This is a genomic window from Desulfitobacterium dehalogenans ATCC 51507 (assembly GCF_000243155.2).
Taxonomy (GTDB): Bacteria; Bacillota; Desulfitobacteriia; order Desulfitobacteriales; family Desulfitobacteriaceae; genus Desulfitobacterium; species Desulfitobacterium dehalogenans.
The window spans coordinates 490,278-507,517 of the sequence record NC_018017.1; the positions used below are offsets into that span (position 1 = coordinate 490,278).

Genomic DNA, 17,240 nt, shown 5'->3' on the forward strand with positions numbered 1-17,240 from the left:
GGCAAGGATATTTTTCAATAGAAAAACGGCGGTTTTGAACAGTTCAAAACCGCCGCATGGCGTTATTGCTTATAAAAAGGCATTATAATTTTGCTGCCATAACGGTTTTTGTTGTGGCGATTGCACTTAATTTAAGCGACAGTATAAATTTTTACATCAGGGTCTGTACTCCACAGGGGTTTAAGACCAACAAAAACATCATTTTTGAACATATCACTACTCAAGTATGCTTGGGCATTTTCTACGCTGTCAAAGCCGTGCAAAACCTGCACATCTTCCTTACGGATAAGCAAATCTTTGGTAAGTGCGCCTTTAACTTGGCGCAAGAAAGGCTGTCGGTAGTCAGCATAGACTTTTCCAGCCGCAGGGCGATTGGTTTCGTTAATCACCATAGTGATTTCAAGATATGCTTTTACACTCATATTCCATTCCTCCATTGGCGTTAATTTTTATGGGTTTGACCATGACTGGAGTATAACAAACCCACTATGAACGCTCAATATATTAGGAATTTTATGAGTGACTAATAAACTTAATAGTAACTATTTTTTAAGCTGGTCGCAAGTTTTACAGGGGGGAAGTTTTTTCTCCAATTCATCTTTGGTCTGCTGTCGTGACCATTGGCAGATGTTTTGAAGAATCGGTAACACTGAGTGCCCCTTGTCTGTCAGTGCATACTCTACTTTGGGAGGAATTTCGTTATATTGTGTTCGTTCAATTAATTCATCGGCAATAAGCTCTTTAAGCATAGCGGCAAGGACCGCATCAGTAATATTGCCGAGCTCCTTTCTGATGGCATTATAACGAATCACTGTGTTTGTAGAGAGTACACATAAAATTCTCGCTTTCCATTTTCCTCCGAAAACATTAAGTCCATATTCGATAGGGCACATGATTTCTTTTTCGATTTTAGGCTCGTATTTCATAATTGTCCTCCTACCTATCATTTACATAGTAACTATAATAAATGATAGTTAAACCATGTCAAGCTGAAATTGTGGGAGGTGTTTTTTTGCGAAAATGGAAGATGAGGTTTAAAAAGTAAAGCTTACTATTACGTCTTTTTGGCCAGAACCTTGTCTAATAGTGTATCAATACACTCCCGGGTAATAGGCTTGCCTACTACTTGTTGGACCTGCATGAATTGATCGTGAACATCAGCCGTTACAAATACGATGCTACATGCTGACATGGAATCGGATTGCCGTATTCGTTGGGTGGTTTCGAGGCCGGTCAGCTTTTTCATGCTATTATCAAGAAAAAGAAGGTCAAGAATCATACCAGGCTTATGAAGTTCTTCGAGAAGCTCTTCGCCGCTGCCAAATTGGTAAATATCAAATAGAACTCTCTTTTCTTCTTCATATAAATGGATGAATTCCTCCAATAGCTGGCGACACAAGGGCCTGTCATCGCAAATACCGATAGTAAGCAATACTCGTCTCCTCCAAAGCCTTTTAGATACAACTAAAAAGGTATTTAAACCATTATATATCTATAAGGATACAAGTACAAGTGTATAAATACCCTTACATTTTGTTAAGAATATTATCCATAATTGATAAGGTTAAACAGGGTGATAAGATTTGGAGATTAATTATAAAGAATTAGGCAAACGGATTGCGAAAAGGCGCAAGGTGTTGAACCTAACCCAGGATGATGTTGCAGAAGCTACGGGACTTAGTAACAACCACATTTCCAATATAGAAAACAACCATTCTATTCCCAGCATCGAAACATTGATGAAAATATGCCAGGCCCTGGATATCACTCCGGATTACTTTTTGCTAGGTATCGTCAGACACGAGAATGACAGCCTGCTTGCTCAAATCAATCAAAAGATTAAGCTTTGCGATGAGAAAAAACTTAAACTGGTTGACCATTTTATAACGTGGGTAGTTGATGAAAAACTATAGTTTTGAAAAAGTGCAGACGCACTTTTTTTATTTGTTAAGCTTTAGCCTGTTTGTATGCGAAGTGGGCAAATGTCATCATAAATGCCGATAATAATTACAATCACATAGGGGACTTTTGTTGTATGATTTTAGGACAAATAGTCCAATACGTCAATAGGACTTATAGTCCTAAGATATACTTGCTTTGGTGATGCTGATGCGGTTAAGAATACGTGATGTTCGTGAAGATCATGACCTAACTCAAAAACAAATTGCGAAATACCTAAGGTGCGATCAATCTTTATACTCCAAATATGAGCGAGGGGAGCGTGATGTTCCGCTGAATATCATGATTAAGCTCGCAGAGTTTTATAAAACCAGTATCGACTACCTGGTCGGGCTTACAGAAAATAAGCAACCTTATTGCTGAGGTTAGATTAGCGGAATGCCTTTGAAATCCGTGGGTGAATGAAATATACTGCCGGCCCGTCCCAAATACGAAGGCGCCTTCGTATTTGGGACGGGCTGTATTATGGAAGATCCTCCATCCGCACGGCCTGGATTCCACAACCAGCTGCTTTTTTGCCTTTCCCGCCTGGAAGAGTTATGATAAATAGTGAGATTTCAAACCATTTATTCTAATCACCTGTATGTGTAAGAAGGGGATAGCTTGTATAAAATTCTGATTGTCGAAGACGATGCTACCATTGCGGAGGCTATCCGGAAACATATCCAATCCTGGGGTCTGGAAGCCCGCTGTGTGGAGGATTTTCGGAATGTTCTTGCCGAGTTCGCCGAACTGGACCCTCAGCTGGTGCTGCTGGATATTTCCCTGCCCTTTTATAACGGTTATCACTGGTGCGGGGAGATCCGCAAAGTGTCTCAGGTTCCCATTATGTTCATTTCCTCCGCAGGGGATAATATGAATATTGTCATGGCCATGAACATGGGGGGAGACGATTTTATCGCCAAGCCCTTCGATCTGAATGTGCTCACTGCAAAGATTCAGGCCATTCTGCGCCGGACCTATCATTTTGCCGGGCAGGTCAAGGTACTGGAACATCGCGGGGCCCTGCTGAATACTTCGGACGCCAGCCTGACCTACCAAGGGCAGCATATTGAGCTGACGAAAAACGATTACCGTATTCTGCAGGCCCTGATGGAAAACAAGGGCAGGGTGGTCAGCCGGGATACTTTGATGCAGCGGCTGTGGGAAACGGACAGCTTTGTGGATGAAAATACCCTGACCGTCAACATGACCCGCCTGCGCAAAAAGCTGGATGCCGCAGGATTGAAGGACTTTATCCTTACGAAAAAAGGATGGGGATACCTGGTAGAGTGAGGGGGATAGGAGCCGGTCTATGGGCTTGTTTTTTTCTTACCTGAAATCACATCGCAAAATAATAGGGGCTTTTCTGGGCTTCTGCGTCATATTTGCCGGGGTGTTTGCCCTTTATGAATTGCCGGTGGGGGCAGTGGGTTACGGAGCGGTGATCTGTGCTTTCGTCGGCTTGATCCTTGTGGTTTGGGATTATGGGGCTTTTTATGAGAAGCATAGACGGCTGGAGGCTCTGAGCCGGGAAATCACGGTGACCGCCGCCGGACTTCCCGTGCCCTGGGGGCCCCTGGAGGAAGACTATCAGGCTGTCATCCGGGTTCTTTATGAAGATAAGCTGCAGCTGACCGACCAAATGCGGGAGCGGTATACGGATCTTGTGGAATACTATACGGTATGGGCCCATCAGGTCAAGACACCCATTGCCGCCATGGGGCTTCTCCTGCAAGGGGAAGACGGGGATACCGCCCACAGCCGGGAATTGAGGGAGGAGCTTCAGCGCATTGAGCAGTATGTGGAAATGGTCCTCTGCTATCTGCGGCTGGAGGGCCCCGCAACGGATTATGTGATCCGGGAGTATGATTTGGACGGCATACTCAAACAGGCTGTGCGCAAATATGCCTCTCAGTTTATTCGCCGGAAGATCCGGCTGGAATATGAGCCCCTTGGCAGCCGGGTTTTGACGGATGAAAAATGGCTCCTGTTCGTCATCGAGCAGGTTCTGTCCAACGCTCTTAAATACACCCGGTCCGGGACAATTTCCATTACTTTGGAAGCGCCGAAAACCCTGTGTATCCGGGATACCGGCATTGGCATCGCGCCGGAAGACCTGCCCCGTATTTTTGAAAAGGGCTACACCGGCTTTAACGGGCGCAGGGACAAGAAAGCCAGCGGAATAGGGCTCTACCTCTGCCGCCGTATCTGCCGCAATCTGGGTCATGACATTAGCGCAAGCTCTGCTCCCGGCAGGGGTACGGAGATCCGGATCGATCTGAAAAGCGCTGAATTGGAAACAGAATAGGCAACCTTAGGATGGAAAATACCCCAATGCCTAAGGGTATCAGGTCATGTGGGATTATGCGGCTAAGGCGCTGAAGGGTGCATAAGTTTTAGAGTACCTTTCTCACCGTGTACATCCCTTCGAGCACAACCCAATTTTGCGGGAAGAAGCTGTTGATCGTCCAGTAACTGACTCCGCCCAGCTTGTATTTATTGACCAGCGCCAATTTGGCCTGGATGCTGCGGGCATCTTCAAACCATACCTCATGCTGCCGGCCATTGCCGTCATAGTAGTGGAAAAAAGGAGCCTGAGCCGTAGTGCTGTAGTGGATTTCTACCTTTTGCTCAACGCCCAGTTTTATTGCGGCTGTGTTGGAGAGGGAGCGGGCAGCCGAACCCTGGACGAAGGGCAGGGTCCAGTCATAACCGTAATTCGGTATCCCGATCATGATCTTACGGCTGGGCATAACGGACGTGGCGTATCTGACCACGCCTTCCACCAGATTGAGCGGAGCAACGGCCTGGGGCGGGCCATAGGTGTATCCCCATTCATAGGTCATCAGAATAACATGATCCACAACCGACCCGTGTACAGGATAATCGTGTGCTTCATACAGCAGTCCTCGCTGGCTTCCGCTTGTTTTGGGGGCCAGGGCGGTGGCGACGGTGTAGCCCAGGGAATGAAGGCGGTCGGTTATCCTGCGCAGGAAGTTATTAAAGCTCTCCCTGTCCTGGGGATGGATATACTCAAAGTCAATTACCAGCCCGGTATACTCCTGGGCGAGGTTGTTCACCACATTTTCAATTAAGGTGTTCTGAACCTGCTCGCTGGCTAAAACAGCGTGAGCGATGTCGCTGTCAAAACCCCCGCCTTCCCTGAGATTGGTAATCACGAACCAGGGGGCGACGCGTTGCTGCCGTGCCCTCTGCCGGGCCGAAGCGTCCGCTAACGTGCTTAGGCTGCCATCGGCACTGACCTGGTGACTGAAAAAGCTCAGGTAGGTGAGGTGGGGCAAGGTATTGTTTAAAGTGTTGCTGCTGATGCTGGGAAATGCAAAGCCGTTCACGTCGATGGTTCCTGATTTCCGGGTAGTGTTCGACGATACAACAATAGCCTGCCCGATCATGATCTGATCAGGATTATCCAATCTGTTGTCGCTGATGATCTGCTCCATGGATACTCCATAACGTTTGGCGATGGAGTAGATGTTGTCTCCCCGTTTTACCGTATGTATGATCAAAATAAATCACACCCTTGCAAAAAAAAAATGGCCTTTTTCTCTCAACCATAATGTATGTGTGCTATTGGAGGAAGGTACCATGATTTATTTGCAAAGGTGCGTACATAGGTAAAATGGAAGAGTAACCAAACTCACCATAATTCCAAACAGAAAGGTGCATATCTCATATGTTATAACACGAAAGGCACAAATAGGGCTTTACCCTCTGGCCAGGAACTCCCGCTTCGCCCTGCTCAGCAACCTCGCATCGGTTAAAATATCCCAGCCGGTGAAGGCCAGCGCTCGAATCGCCAGCAAAAGCAGCCTTTCCCCATTCAAGGCTCATCAGTTGCATGACTAAGGAGGAGTTTGCTGCAGCGATTGGAGTTAACCATAGAACTATTGGAGATTGGGAAAGCGGGAAACGAAAAACCAGAAGAAACGAATTTAAGTTCTCTCTGTTATTAATCGCAGAAGATAAAATAAAAGAACACTCAGCTACCTGCCCGTAGCTGAGTGTTCTTTGGTAGCCTGTTTGCTACAATTTTAGTGTAATTCATTTCTGTCTTGCTTAGAAAGAAAGGTGAACGTTTAAAGATACCCCCGGGAAAGAGTTAGATGGCTGCCTCCTCTAAAGTATTATGGAGCACTTCAAAGCCAAGCCCGGCTAGGAACCATTCCGGAGCCATTCTCAGCGTAATAAATCCGTTAATATTCAACGGATCCCTATAGTGCCAGGGACAAGTGCCGAGCAGAACCGTAGAGCTTAAACCGCTGAGATATTCAATGCTCCAGATCAGGGTTAAATAAACGAGCCCACGCAGCCACCATGGCTGCTCGCGGATCCGGTCATGAACCGGTTCGAGAAAAACCCCCAGCCCATAGATCGGCAGCATAACAAGGAAAGTAAACCCGTGCATACTCAGATCCCCTTGCAGTAAAGCGGCTAACCCTGTATAAAAGACCTCGATAACAAGGCCTGCAATTCCGTAGATAAGAAGATGTCTTAATGTTTTCATGCTTGGGGAATATTACTTTACCAGAGGTGCTATGAGTGGAAGAATCTGTTCTTGTTAATTTAGACAGTGAAAGTTTTTGGAAATGGTGGTCAGGTGCAACCAAAAGAATTGACAAAAAAGGATTTAGGTCTATTCTTGTTGACGTACAAGGGTGGCAAGAAAAGAAGAAACAATTACTCTAAGGCTTATTTAAAATCCTGATTAGAAGACCTCAATAAATCAGAAAATCATCTTGCAAATTGTGCGAATGTCAACCTAAAGGAAAGGAAGGAGTACCGTGAAAAAGAATCCAAAGCAGACCCAAAAGAACAAATTGAAGGAGCCAACTTTTGCCCCTGGGAGCGATCTAGACCAGGATGCCTCTATACAGGATGTTAACAAAGGCAATTACACTAAGGTTGTGAAAGCGGTCTATGATGAAGTAGACCCAAGTTAATCAAGCGAACGCTGGATTATTGCAGGCACATTTGGCATAAAAAATCAATTAATAATAAACTGACTCTGATCCAAAGCATGGAATTGAAATGCCTCTGCCAGGTGACGAGACAGGATATTCGCTTCCCCCTCCAGATCGGCTATGGTTCTAGCCACCCTGAGAATCCGGTCATGGCTGGGTACTTAAATGCTGGCGGTTAAACACTCGTTTTAAGGGCTCTTCACTGCTTTTATCCAGGCTGCAGAATTCTATGGTCTCTGCAGCGTTCATTTCAGCATTGGTTTTAATGTCACCCAGACGGGACCACTGACGTTCCCGGGCTTTATGCACCCTGTCTTGAACAGCCTGTGACTCTTCTCCGGCGGGCGGCTGGTGGAGTTCGTCATAGTCCAGACGCGGGACTTCTACATGCATATCAAAACGGTCCAGTAGGGGCCCGGAGATCCTGCCACGATAAGCATCGATTTGCTTAGGCGTACAGCTGCGGCTTCTCTGGGGATCACCATGCCAACCGCAGGGGCAACCTTTCAAAATGGTAAGGTTAAACGGGGAAATGTAAGCCAAAGCGATGGCGGATATTTCCCCGTTTTCTTAAACTAGTGTAGTGGTACGTTCACTTTCAGACAAGTCATTGGGCGAAATGTGGGCGTGTCGCTACACTATAGTTGAAGAAAACGGAGGAGGAAAAATTAATGACTATTTTAGAAGTCAATAATTTAGAAAAAGTATATACCACCCGGTTTGGGGGCCAGAAAATTCAGGCCCTGGCCAATGTGTCCTTCAGCGTGGAAAAAGGAGAGTATGTGGCCATTATGGGTGAGTCCGGTTCCGGCAAAACAACCCTGCTCAATATTCTGGCGGCCCTGGACAAGCCTACCGGCGGTGCAGTTGTTCTTGAGGGGCACAATCTGAGCAAGATCAGGGAGTCTGAAATTGCCGCCTTCCGCCGGGACAATTTGGGCTTTGTGTTTCAGGATTTTAATCTGCTGGACACCTTTTCCCTTCAGGATAATATTTTCCTGCCCCTGGTGCTGGCTGGCAAGCCCTACCCGGAGATGAAAGCACGGCTCACACCGATTGCGGAGAAGCTGGGGATTAAGAATCTTCTTGCCAAGTATCCCTATGAGGTATCAGGGGGGCAGAAGCAGAGAGCGGCTGTAGCCCGGGCCCTGATTACCAATCCCCGGCTGATCCTGGCGGACGAACCCACCGGAGCCCTGGATTCCAAGGCCACCGATGAACTTCTCCGCCTGTTTGGGGAGATCAACCGGGAGGGGCAGACTCTTTTGATGGTGACTCACTCCGTCAAGGCGGCCAGTCATGCCGGCCGGGTGCTGTTCATTAAGGATGGGGAGGTATTTCACCAGATTTACCGGGGCAACAGCAGCAACGAGGAGTTATATCAGAAGATATCCGACACCCTTACCATGCTGGCGACGGGGGGCGACAGACCATGACACAGGGACTTTATCCCAGACTGGCCCTGACCGGCATTGCCAAAAACCGCAAGATCTACCTTCCCTATATCCTGACCTGCATGGGTATGGTCATGATGTTTTACATTATCTCTTTTTTAACCGTAAATCCTTCCGTCAGCGCCATGCCCGGCGGGGGCTCCCTGCAGATGATTCTGTCCTTCGGCCGCGGGGTCGTGGGGGTATTTTCCCTGATTTTCCTGTTCTATACCAATTCTTTTTTGATCAGGAAACGGAAAAAAGAATTTGGCCTTTATAATATTCTTGGCATGGGAAAATGGAACCTGGCCCGGATTCTTACCTGGGAGAGCCTCCTGATCGGGGTTGTTTCGGTGGCCGGTGGCCTGTTCTGCGGGATCCTTTTTGCCAAGGTTGCCGAACTTTCCCTGGCCCATGTGCTCAAAAGCACCATCCAATCCGGATTCTCGGTGGAGTGGGGTTCTGTTTTAGAGGCCGCGGCATTGTTCGCCGCTATTTTTCTGCTGATTTTGTTCAATGGGCTGCGGCAGATTCATGTCTCCAAACCGGTGGAATTGCTGCGCAGCGACACGGTAGGTGAGAAGCCCCCCAAAGCCAATTGGGCGGTGGCCTTTTTGGGAGTCATTATTCTGGCCGGCGCTTATTATCTGGCCCTCGCCATCCAGCAGCCCCTGGAAGCCCTGCTCTGGTTCTTTGTGGCGGTGGTGATGGTGATCATAGCGACCTATCTGCTGTTTATCGCCGGCTCTGTGGTGTTCTGCAGACTTTTGCAGAAAAACAAGAGGTATTACTATAAGACCAGTCATTTTGTTTCCGTTTCTTCTATGGTATACCGTATGAAACGCAACGGCGCCGGGCTGGCCTCCATCTGCATACTCTCCACCATGGTTCTGGTGATGCTGTCTTCAACAGTCTGCCTGTATATAGGGGCGGAAGACAGCCTGCGTTCCCGGTATCCGCGGAACGTGGCGGTTGATATCTATTCCGTCGATCCGGCCTATACGGTTGCCGTGACTGACGCACTAGGTGAGGCGCTGCAAAAGAAGGGCGTCCAGCCGGAAAATATTCTCAATTACCGCTATCTGGGTGTGGCCGGATACCTGGAAGGGGAGCAGGTGAGCTTCAATCGTGAAAAGGGGCAGATTCTTCCGCCTGACATTCGGCAGCTGTTTATCATTCCCCTGGAGGACTATAACCGGCTGACGGGGACCAGGGAAACTCTGGACAAAAACGAGGCTCTGCTGTACTGCACTAAATCGGATTATCCCTATGACAGGCTTACCTTGGAAGGGGCCGGTACTCTGAAGATCAAAAAGAGTGTACCGGAATTTGTGGATAACGGTGTGGACGCTATGCAGACTATTCCCTCCCTCTATATCGTTGTCCCGGATTTTGCCGCCATCGATGCTGTTTTTGAGAAACAAAAGGAGATCTACGGGGATAATGCTTCCAGTCTGCACTATTACTATGGGTTTGATCTGAACCTTTCTGAGGAAGAGCAGTTTGCCCTGGGAGAAGATATTTCGGGGTCGGTCAGGGAGATGCAGCTGAAGGACTCTGAGTTTCCCGCGGTATCCACCCAGTGCGCTGCCCGGGACCGGGCCGACTTCTATGCTCTGTACGGGGGACTTCTTTTCCTCGGGGTTTTGCTGGGTATTGTCTTTATACTGGGAGCGGTGCTCATTATGTACTATAAACAGATCAGTGAAGGATATGAGGATCAGGCCCGGTTCGACATCATGCAGAAAGTAGGCATGACAAAAAAAGAAATCAGGAAGAGTATTAATTCCCAGGTGCTGACCATCTTCTTTCTTCCCCTTGCAGCTGCGGGCGTTCATATAGCGTTTGCCTTTCCGATGATTTCGAAGCTGCTGGCTCTGTTCAGCCTGACCAATACGCGTCTGTTCGCTGCCGTAACGGTAGGCTGCTATCTGGTGTTCACCTTGTTTTATGTGATGGTATATCTCTTTACCTCCCGGGCTTATTACAGTATTGTCAGCGGCGGGGTGGAGCGGTAGATCAATAAAAGTATCCCTAATACTATAAGAATAAATTAAGCCGAAACCGGTGGGATATCTGCCGGTTTCGGCCGTTTTTGCAGCCGATGAAACAGCGGGGGGGGCCTCCGGTGCTTGGAAGGTGGGAGTTTTTAAATTTTTTAGGGTTTTATGATATACTCAGTTCGGATTATTTATTTTTCCCGAAGGAGCCAACGGAGATATCATCACCTTAGAAAACAAACTTGTGGAAGTTGACTATATAAACCAATACACCATTTCCCATGGACGATATGAAAAGTGGCGTGAAGGGTTACTTCTTAAACGTGTGGGCTTCAAAAATATTGTGATTTCTTCAGATTATTAATGGGCACACTACGGCGAAGGAGGAACAGATGATAACCTTTGAGGCCGTTGCGATCAAATAACATATCAAGAAAAATAGACTTAGGCAGATGATATTGAGCTGGAGAATGGAGAATAGGGAATGGAGCAGTTGCCATGAGCAAGATTCTGATTATTGAAGATGACCCCATCATCCGGGTCGAACTTAAAAGCCTGCTGGAAAAGCACGGCTATGAAGTTGCCGCGCCGGATGCTTTTGAGGATATGGTCAACACGGCGCTGAATGCCGCACCTCATTTGATTCTCCTTGATTTGAACCTGCCCTTCTATGACGGGCATCATATCGGCCGGGAAATCCGCAAACAATCCTCTGTACCGCTGATCGTCGTCACCAGCCGGAGCACGGAAACGGACGAATTGCTGAGTATGCATCTCGGCGCGGACGACTTTATTACCAAACCTTACAATGTTCAGATCCTGTTGGCGAGGATTGAGAACGTTCTGCGCCGCGTATATGGCCATCAGAACGAGCTCATTCTCCAGGCCGCAGGGCTGACCCTCAACCTTGGGGAGAGCACAGTCAGCTTCCATGGACAGACCAGGGAACTCACGAAGAACGAGCTGAAGATTATGACCTTGCTGATGAAAAGTCAGGGTAAAATCCTCCCGCGGGAACAGATCATGACGGAGCTGTGGCAGACGGACGAATTTGTCGATGACAACACCCTGACGGTAAACATCAACCGCCTGAGAAAAACTCTCGGGGAAATAGGGGCGGTGGATGTCATCCAAACGAAACGGGGACAGGGGTATAGGATATGCAATTAAGGGATTTTTTAAGAGACAAGCTGCTCTTCATCATCATGGTCTTGTTAACCGCCGGGATCGGTGGTTTTGTTTTATACGCCTTGAATGATCCCCCTGCCGCCATAATCGTCGTCAATGTGGTGTATCTTTCCGGCAGCCTTGCCGCCTTGCTGGGGGAATACCTCCCCAAAAGAGCATTCTATAAAGAGCTGTTCTCCCAGCTTAACGATTTGGACAGAAAGCACTATATCTCTGAAATTATGGAAGCTCCCACATTTTATGAAGGAGCAGCCCTTGCGGAAGTGCTGCAGGCTGTCGGTAAATCGATGAACGACGAGATTGGGGCACACGGGAGAGCAATCCGCGACTATCGGGACTATGTAGAGCTGTGGGTCCACGAAATCAAGACCCCTATCAGCGCGGCAAAGCTGATCTGTGAGAACAATGGATACGCTAAGGTATCAGATGAAGTGGACAAGATCGAAAACTATGTGGAGCAAGCCCTGTTTTACGCCCGAAGCGGCTCCGTGGAAAAGGATTATGTCATTCGGAAAACCGAATTGAAAACCCTGATTGCCCAGCTGCTTAAGAAAAACGCCGGATACCTCATCGCCAATAAAGTCAAAATAAATCTGCAAGCAGAAGGAATGGTCTATACCGATTCCAAATGGCTGCTCTTTATTTTGCAGCAGCTGCTGGATAACGCGGTGAAATACGGCGCGCAAACCATTGCCTTTAGTTTCAGGGACGGAGTATTGACCCTTAAGGATGACGGTATCGGGATTCCCCCTCAGGATTTGCCCCGTGTGTTCGAGCGGGGCTTTACAGGGGAAAACGGACGCATAACCGGGAAATCCACAGGGATGGGACTCTATCTCTGCCAGGAACTGTGTGGCAAATTGGGACTCACTCTCTCGGCGGCAGCGGATGAGGGTACCGAGATAGCCATTACATTTCCAAGAAATTCTTATGTGACATTAGTGTAAGTTTGCTGTAAGGTCCATCCATGGCAGATGTGTTGGGCGGGATTTATACTGTAAGCATATCAACCGAAAGGAGCTTCTTATGCAACCGATTGTACAAGTTCAACATTTAGAAAAAATATACGGAAACCGCAGCAACATTACGAAAGCCCTGAACGGTGTGAGCTTTGAAGTGTTCCCGGGAGAATATATCGGAGTGATGGGCTCATCGGGGAGCGGCAAAACCACCCTGCTCAACTGTATTTCCACCATTGACCGGGCGACGGCGGGGCAGATATTGATTGAAGGAAAGGACATTACCAAGCTGAAGCCTTCGGAGGTGGCTGATTTCCGCTGCCGCAAGCTGGGATTCATTTTTCAGGATTATAACCTCCTTGATACCCTCACCGCTTATGAGAATATCGCTCTGGCCTTGACGATCGCCAAAACGAATCCCCGCCAGGTGGATGGAAAAATCCGCGCTGTCGCGGAAAAGCTCGGCATCACGGACGTGCTGGCCAAGTATCCTGTACAGATGTCGGGGGGACAGCGTCAGCGCGTCTCTTCAGCCCGGGCGATTGTAACCCATCCCGTTCTGGTGTTGGCCGACGAACCCACCGGCGCTCTGGACAGCAAATCCGCAAAAGCCTTGCTGGAAAGCTTCCGCGCCATGGTGCAGGAGCTGCAGAGCACGATTCTCATGGTGACCCACGACCCCTTCGCCGCAAGCTACTGCGACCGGATTCTCTTCATCCGGGACGGCAGGCTGTTCACCGAGCTGCGGCGCGGGGTGGATACACGGAAGGACTTCTTTGACAAAATCATTGAGGTGATGGCCGTTTTGGGAGGGGAAGCGGAATGAGCGGGCTTAAGTTAGCGGTGCGCAATGTCCGCAAAAGCTATAAAGATTACGGGGTGTATTTTCTTACCATCATCGCCGGCGTGGCTATGTTCTATATCTTCAATTCCCTGGACAGCGGGAGCGTCATGATGGATTTGAACGAGAACCAGGCGATGGCCCTTCTCGGCGTAAACAAGATCATGTCTTATCTGTCCCTGTTCATTTCCGCGATTTTGGGCTTTTTGATCCTTTATGCCAATGCCTTTCTGATTCGGCGGCGCAAGAAGGAATTGGGGATCTATCTGATTCTGGGCATGGGGAAAGGTAAGATTTCACGCATCCTGATCTGGGAAACCACCCTGGTCGGCCTGGTGTCCCTCGTGGTGGGAGTTGTTCTCGGCATCGTGCTTTCCCAGGGGCTGGCCCTTCTCACGGCCAAGCTGTTCAGGGTAAGCGTAACCGGGTTTGCTTTGGCCTTTTCCCCTTCGGCAGTGTGGAAAAGCGCTTTATACTTTGGCATCGCCTTTCTGTTGGTTATGGTCTTCAACACGGCCAACATCAGCAGACAAAAGCTCATTGACCTTATTTATGCCGACAAAAAGATGTCAGGGTTCCGCGCTCCACGCTTTAACGTATCCGTCGCCCTGTTTATCATCAGCCTGGCGATCCTTGGGAGCGCCTATTCCATCATCATCAAAAACGGAATGCTCCACTCAGGCAAGCCCCTGATGATTTCTGTTCTTCTCGGCACTGCCGGAACCTTTCTGTTCTTCTACTCTTTCTCCGGCTTCTTCCTGAAGCTGGTCCGCAGAATGGAAGGGGTCTATTTCCAAGGGCTGAACCTGTTCACCCTCGGACAGCTTAACAGCAGAATGAACACAGCCTATGTGTCCATGTCCTTTGTCTGCCTTATGCTGTTTATTGCCATCTCCGCCATTTCGGTGGGCTCGGCGGTGGCCGAAAGCATCCGCAGCAATTATGGCGCCCAGGAAAGCTCTACCGTGGCGGGGATAACCTATATTTCCCTCTATATCGGAATCGTGTTCATACTTGCCTGCGCCAGCGTTCTCGCCATCGCCCAGCTTTCCGAAGCCAGCGACAACCGTGCGCGGTATGAGCTGCTGTCCAAGCTCGGGGCGAGCGGAAAGCTGCTGGCGGGCAGTTTATTCAAGCAGGTTTCCCTCTATTTCGCGCTGCCCCTTGTGTTGTCCGTGATCCACTCCGTGGTCGCGATTATCGTAGCCAGCGAACTCGTTCTGCGGGTGGGGGAGGTTAATATTCTGGCCTCCTGCTTAGCTTCCGGCCTTCTGATTATCGCGCTTTACGGCGGGTATTTCCTGCTTACCTACTTCAGCTCGAAACGGATACTTACCCAGGACCGGTGAAAGGAAAGAAGCAGGAATTATGGAACGAAAGGAGAAAGCTTAAGCGAATACGATTAAAATACCGGTAGGAAGGTGAGGGGCTTGGATCATAGTTTACCTGAGGGAGTGACCCTGGGGCGTTTTCTTGAACAGCAGAAGCTGGAACCTCTTCGTGAAGATCCCCTTTTTCAGGAAGAGATGCTGACCCTGGCGATCCAAACGCTGTCCTTTGGGGATCAAGAGGGCGGGCCCTCAGGCAAGTCTTTGAGCCTGCCCTTAGCCGGTATGCATGTGAACCTGGAGTATCAGGGGAAATACCTTCGTCTTTGTATAACAGAAGGTAAGGAAAAGACACAGTGTACTCAGGGCAGCTTTATCTGCGCACTCTCTGCCACCTGGGAAGATTTCTGCGCCCAGGCAACGGACTGGGTGGAGCGGGAAAAAGGAAGAATTCTTGGTGCCTGCGAAGCCTTCACAAGGGATTTAACCGAGCAGATTACCCAGGGATACGGGCTGAGTATTCTTGCTGAACTAAACAAAACTCTGGGAATCGACCTCTTTCTTTTGGATAAACGCTTTAAGGTATTGTCCTGGGAAGGAGGGGAATGCCTTCCCGTTCATCCCATTTCTTTTGTGACGCCGAAGCTGTCCCATTTCAAATCCATGGATTTAACGATGGAGACCCCATTGGGCATAGGAAAATGGAACGACTCACAATATAAGGACATCCCTTTAAGCTGGTATCCTTTGGCAGGCCATCAGGGGGTGTTGGGATACATCGGTTTGGGAATAGAGCATGGGGAACTGGACCCTGTGGGGAGGTTGTTCCTCTATAAGACAGCGGTTCTCCTTTACTTTGAGCTGGCTAAAGCCCAATCCGTGGAGGATACGGAGCGGCAGCACTATCGGGATTTTTTGTTTGACCTGCTCTACAATAATTTCGATTCCCTGGAAGTAGTGCAATCAAGGGGCAAGCTTTGGGGCATGGATCTGACCAAGCCTCATCTGGTGATCGTAGGGGAGATTCCCGGCTACGACCCGGACTCGGCGGACCAGCTGGCTTTTCAGGAACTTTTGGATGCAGTGTCCATGGTACTGCGGAATCAGCCCCGGACCATCTTCCTGGAACGCAATGATCAGATCGTCCTTCTTTATCCCTTGGAAGGGATGATTCCCCTCAGTCAATGGGAGGCCACAGCCAAAAGACTTCTCAGCCCCCTCTTGATCTTACTGGAAGGCCTGAATGAGGAGCGGTCCATGATGTTTGGAGTGGGCAATCTTTATCCTTCCACCCGCTTTATCCACCGTAGTTTTCAAGAGGCTAAATCAGCATTGGAACTGGGGCAATTGTTTAATCTCCAGGAGCGAGTGATTCTGTTTCAGGATTTGGGGGTTATGCGGCTTTTGCTCAAGCTTGAGCAGCAGGAGCTGGAGGATTTTCGCAATGAGGTATTAGGGCCTTTGCTTAAATTCGACCAAGAGAATAATCTGCACCTGGAGGAGACCTTGCTGGCTTATCTGGCTTCGGACGGCGATTTGAATCAAGCGGGAGACCGGCTCTTTCTCCACCCCAATACTCTGCGCTATCGTTTGAAGAAGGCCGCCGAGGTCCTGGATCGGGATCTGAGCAGCCTGGAAACCCGGATGAATTTGTTTATCGCCTTAAAAATAGGCCGGCTTAAGTCCTTGTGGCAGGAATAAACCGTTCTGTTAAAATCTCTCCCTTCAAAAGAGTCTAAAAAGTTCGACAAATAATTACCCTTGCACCTTATGGGAGGCAAGGGTTTTGTTTTTTGTTACGAAGGAAGTGTTAAATTTTCATGAAGTTCTATAAAGACAAACAAGTAAAGTGGAGTTAGGAAAAAGAAATAATTCACTAAATTAAGAATGAGGGAGGGATTTCAATGGCAGAGCTGATGTGTCCCCTTGCAGGAACGGCACGCACCCGGAATCTTGCTATCCGAGTCGAGACACTGATGGCTCTCAGCCGGGTTTTCTCCGCAGGGGGAGAGAAGCTCGAGCAGACCCTGGCAGGGTTAATTGAAGCCTATAGGAAGTGGTTAAAGGAAAAGGCAGGGGATCAGAAGGAGGATCGGGAGCTGCTTGATCAGCTGCTTAAGGTCCAGGCAGAAGATGATAAAAAGAGATGGGTCTACGAATTTAATCGGCTGTTCATAGGGCCCCAGTCCCCTCCGGCACCCCCTTATGAGTCGGTGTACCGCCATGGAGAAAGGCAAGTGATGCAGGAATCCACCCTGGATGTCCGCCGCTGGTACCGCTCCCAGGGCCTGTCCTTGGCAGGTCAAAGCAACGAACCGGATGATTTCATCGCCACAGAACTGGAATTTGCCGCGTATCTTCTGACTCAGGCTTTAAAACGTGAACAGAGAAACCAACCCAAAAAAGCCGAAGCCTATATCGAGAATTACAATGCTTTTTGTCAGGAGCATCTTGCCGCTTGGCTTCCCGGTTTTGTCAAGGCCCTATCCGCCTCAGCCAGAGAGCCCTTCTACCTTGCTTTGGGAGAGATCATACAGCGGGTTGTGGTACCTGTTCGGTGAGATTTGT

22 protein-coding genes are annotated in these 17,240 nt (G+C 48.8%); 15 read left to right on the forward strand and 7 right to left on the reverse strand.

Annotated elements, in window-relative coordinates:
- Positions 1-131: 131 nt before the first annotated feature.
- From DESDE_RS02365 to DESDE_RS02375, 3 genes are all read right to left on the reverse strand, one after another.
- Positions 132-422, reverse strand: a complete 291-nt coding sequence (locus tag DESDE_RS02365) for a hypothetical protein (protein WP_014792437.1) — start codon at positions 420-422, stop codon at positions 132-134.
- Positions 423-542: 120 nt separating this feature from the next.
- The gene (locus tag DESDE_RS02370) at positions 543-926 is read right to left on the reverse strand and encodes a winged helix-turn-helix transcriptional regulator (protein WP_014792438.1); all 384 of its coding nucleotides are present in this window, start codon (positions 924-926) and stop codon (positions 543-545) included.
- A gap of 128 nt (positions 927-1,054) precedes the next feature.
- Positions 1,055-1,432: a LytR/AlgR family response regulator transcription factor gene (locus DESDE_RS02375; protein ID WP_014792439.1), complete on the reverse strand. Its 378-nt coding sequence runs from the start codon at positions 1,430-1,432 to the stop codon at positions 1,055-1,057.
- A gap of 151 nt (positions 1,433-1,583) precedes the next feature.
- On the opposite strand from DESDE_RS02375, the gene DESDE_RS02380 reads away from it, so the two are divergent.
- The 4 genes from DESDE_RS02380 to DESDE_RS02395 all read left to right on the forward strand — a co-directional run bounded on the left by DESDE_RS02380 (position 1,584) and on the right by DESDE_RS02395 (position 4,249).
- Entirely contained in the window at positions 1,584-1,913 is a 330-nt protein-coding gene (locus tag DESDE_RS02380; RefSeq protein ID WP_014792440.1) for a helix-turn-helix domain-containing protein, read from the forward strand.
- A gap of 196 nt (positions 1,914-2,109) precedes the next feature.
- Entirely contained in the window at positions 2,110-2,322 is a 213-nt protein-coding gene (locus DESDE_RS02385) for a helix-turn-helix domain-containing protein (protein ID WP_014792441.1), read from the forward strand.
- A 240-nt stretch (positions 2,323-2,562) separates the two neighbouring features.
- Complete coding sequence (locus DESDE_RS02390) at positions 2,563-3,234, forward strand: response regulator transcription factor (protein WP_014792442.1); 672 nt, start codon at positions 2,563-2,565, stop codon at positions 3,232-3,234.
- Positions 3,235-3,253: 19 nt separating this feature from the next.
- The gene (locus tag DESDE_RS02395) at positions 3,254-4,249 is read left to right on the forward strand and encodes a sensor histidine kinase (RefSeq protein ID WP_014792443.1); all 996 of its coding nucleotides are present in this window, start codon (positions 3,254-3,256) and stop codon (positions 4,247-4,249) included.
- Positions 4,250-4,337: 88 nt separating this feature from the next.
- Here the strand turns inward: DESDE_RS02395 and DESDE_RS02400 are convergent, their stop codons facing one another.
- Entirely contained in the window at positions 4,338-5,468 is a 1,131-nt protein-coding gene (locus DESDE_RS02400; protein WP_014792444.1) for a glycosyl hydrolase family 18 protein, read from the reverse strand.
- 332 nt (positions 5,469-5,800) lie between these two features.
- On the opposite strand from DESDE_RS02400, the gene DESDE_RS21540 reads away from it, so the two are divergent.
- Positions 5,801-5,959 carry a helix-turn-helix domain-containing protein gene (locus DESDE_RS21540; RefSeq protein ID WP_148269897.1) on the forward strand — a complete coding sequence of 53 codons (159 nt, stop codon included), beginning with the start codon at positions 5,801-5,803 and terminating at the stop codon, positions 5,957-5,959.
- Between the two features lie 102 nt (positions 5,960-6,061).
- Here DESDE_RS21540 and DESDE_RS02405 read toward each other — a convergent pair whose 3' ends face one another.
- Positions 6,062-6,466, reverse strand: a complete 405-nt coding sequence (locus DESDE_RS02405; RefSeq protein ID WP_014792445.1) for a putative ABC transporter permease — start codon at positions 6,464-6,466, stop codon at positions 6,062-6,064.
- A gap of 35 nt (positions 6,467-6,501) precedes the next feature.
- Here DESDE_RS02405 and DESDE_RS21765 point away from each other — a divergent pair, with 35 nt between their 5' ends.
- Together DESDE_RS21765 and DESDE_RS21965 are read left to right on the forward strand one after the other, a co-directional pair.
- Complete coding sequence (locus tag DESDE_RS21765; protein ID WP_019849336.1) at positions 6,502-6,648, forward strand: hypothetical protein; 147 nt, start codon at positions 6,502-6,504, stop codon at positions 6,646-6,648.
- A gap of 95 nt (positions 6,649-6,743) precedes the next feature.
- Positions 6,744-6,902 (forward strand): hypothetical protein, encoded by a 159-nt coding sequence (locus DESDE_RS21965; RefSeq protein WP_014792446.1) that lies wholly within the window; start codon positions 6,744-6,746, stop codon positions 6,900-6,902.
- A 44-nt stretch (positions 6,903-6,946) separates the two neighbouring features.
- Here the strand turns inward: DESDE_RS21965 and DESDE_RS22955 are convergent, their stop codons facing one another.
- Positions 6,947-7,057 carry a magnesium chelatase subunit ChlI family protein gene (locus DESDE_RS22955; RefSeq protein ID WP_371200221.1) on the reverse strand — a complete coding sequence of 37 codons (111 nt, stop codon included), beginning with the start codon at positions 7,055-7,057 and terminating at the stop codon, positions 6,947-6,949.
- A 13-nt stretch (positions 7,058-7,070) separates the two neighbouring features.
- Complete coding sequence (locus DESDE_RS02410; RefSeq protein WP_050981795.1) at positions 7,071-7,466, reverse strand: ATP-binding protein; 396 nt, start codon at positions 7,464-7,466, stop codon at positions 7,071-7,073.
- A gap of 128 nt (positions 7,467-7,594) precedes the next feature.
- Between DESDE_RS02410 and DESDE_RS02415 the strand changes: the two genes are divergently transcribed.
- The 8 genes from DESDE_RS02415 to DESDE_RS02450 all read left to right on the forward strand — a co-directional run bounded on the left by DESDE_RS02415 (position 7,595) and on the right by DESDE_RS02450 (position 17,233).
- Positions 7,595-8,359: an ABC transporter ATP-binding protein gene (locus DESDE_RS02415; protein WP_014792447.1), complete on the forward strand. Its 765-nt coding sequence runs from the start codon at positions 7,595-7,597 to the stop codon at positions 8,357-8,359.
- Positions 8,356-10,374 (forward strand): ABC transporter permease, encoded by a 2,019-nt coding sequence (locus DESDE_RS02420; RefSeq protein WP_014792448.1) that lies wholly within the window; start codon positions 8,356-8,358, stop codon positions 10,372-10,374. The genes DESDE_RS02415 and DESDE_RS02420 overlap by 4 nt, the downstream gene beginning before the upstream one ends.
- 480 nt (positions 10,375-10,854) lie before the next feature.
- The gene (locus tag DESDE_RS02425) at positions 10,855-11,526 is read left to right on the forward strand and encodes a response regulator transcription factor (RefSeq protein WP_014792449.1); all 672 of its coding nucleotides are present in this window, start codon (positions 10,855-10,857) and stop codon (positions 11,524-11,526) included.
- Entirely contained in the window at positions 11,517-12,491 is a 975-nt protein-coding gene (locus DESDE_RS02430; RefSeq protein WP_014792450.1) for a sensor histidine kinase, read from the forward strand. Before DESDE_RS02425 ends, DESDE_RS02430 begins: the two co-directional genes overlap by 10 nt.
- Positions 12,492-12,570: 79 nt before the next feature.
- Positions 12,571-13,329 (forward strand): ABC transporter ATP-binding protein, encoded by a 759-nt coding sequence (locus DESDE_RS02435; RefSeq protein ID WP_014792451.1) that lies wholly within the window; start codon positions 12,571-12,573, stop codon positions 13,327-13,329.
- Complete coding sequence (locus DESDE_RS02440) at positions 13,326-14,693, forward strand: FtsX-like permease family protein (RefSeq protein WP_014792452.1); 1,368 nt, start codon at positions 13,326-13,328, stop codon at positions 14,691-14,693. The genes DESDE_RS02435 and DESDE_RS02440 overlap by 4 nt, the downstream gene beginning before the upstream one ends.
- A gap of 81 nt (positions 14,694-14,774) precedes the next feature.
- Positions 14,775-16,373: a PucR family transcriptional regulator gene (locus DESDE_RS02445; RefSeq protein WP_014792453.1), complete on the forward strand. Its 1,599-nt coding sequence runs from the start codon at positions 14,775-14,777 to the stop codon at positions 16,371-16,373.
- Positions 16,374-16,576: 203 nt separating this feature from the next.
- Complete coding sequence (locus DESDE_RS02450; RefSeq protein WP_014792454.1) at positions 16,577-17,233, forward strand: TorD/DmsD family molecular chaperone; 657 nt, start codon at positions 16,577-16,579, stop codon at positions 17,231-17,233.
- The last annotated feature ends 7 nt before the right edge of the window (positions 17,234-17,240 follow it).

Coding starts and splice junctions, on each gene's coding strand:
- DESDE_RS02365 (WP_014792437.1), bottom strand. CDS start 422: ATGAGTGTAAAAGCATATCTTGAAATCACTATGGTGATTAACGAAACC.
- DESDE_RS02370 (WP_014792438.1), bottom strand. CDS start 926: ATGAAATACGAGCCTAAAATCGAAAAAGAAATCATGTGCCCTATCGAA.
- DESDE_RS02385 (WP_014792441.1), top strand. CDS start 2,110: ATGCGGTTAAGAATACGTGATGTTCGTGAAGATCATGACCTAACTCAA.
- DESDE_RS02395 (WP_014792443.1), top strand. CDS start 3,254: ATGGGCTTGTTTTTTTCTTACCTGAAATCACATCGCAAAATAATAGGG.
- DESDE_RS21540 (WP_148269897.1), top strand. CDS start 5,801: ATGACTAAGGAGGAGTTTGCTGCAGCGATTGGAGTTAACCATAGAACT.
- DESDE_RS02405 (WP_014792445.1), bottom strand. CDS start 6,466: ATGAAAACATTAAGACATCTTCTTATCTACGGAATTGCAGGCCTTGTT.
- DESDE_RS02415 (WP_014792447.1), top strand. CDS start 7,595: ATGACTATTTTAGAAGTCAATAATTTAGAAAAAGTATATACCACCCGG.
- DESDE_RS02420 (WP_014792448.1), top strand. CDS start 8,356: ATGACACAGGGACTTTATCCCAGACTGGCCCTGACCGGCATTGCCAAA.
- DESDE_RS02425 (WP_014792449.1), top strand. CDS start 10,855: ATGAGCAAGATTCTGATTATTGAAGATGACCCCATCATCCGGGTCGAA.
- DESDE_RS02430 (WP_014792450.1), top strand. CDS start 11,517: ATGCAATTAAGGGATTTTTTAAGAGACAAGCTGCTCTTCATCATCATG.
- DESDE_RS02435 (WP_014792451.1), top strand. CDS start 12,571: ATGCAACCGATTGTACAAGTTCAACATTTAGAAAAAATATACGGAAAC.
- DESDE_RS02440 (WP_014792452.1), top strand. CDS start 13,326: ATGAGCGGGCTTAAGTTAGCGGTGCGCAATGTCCGCAAAAGCTATAAA.
- DESDE_RS02450 (WP_014792454.1), top strand. CDS start 16,577: ATGGCAGAGCTGATGTGTCCCCTTGCAGGAACGGCACGCACCCGGAAT.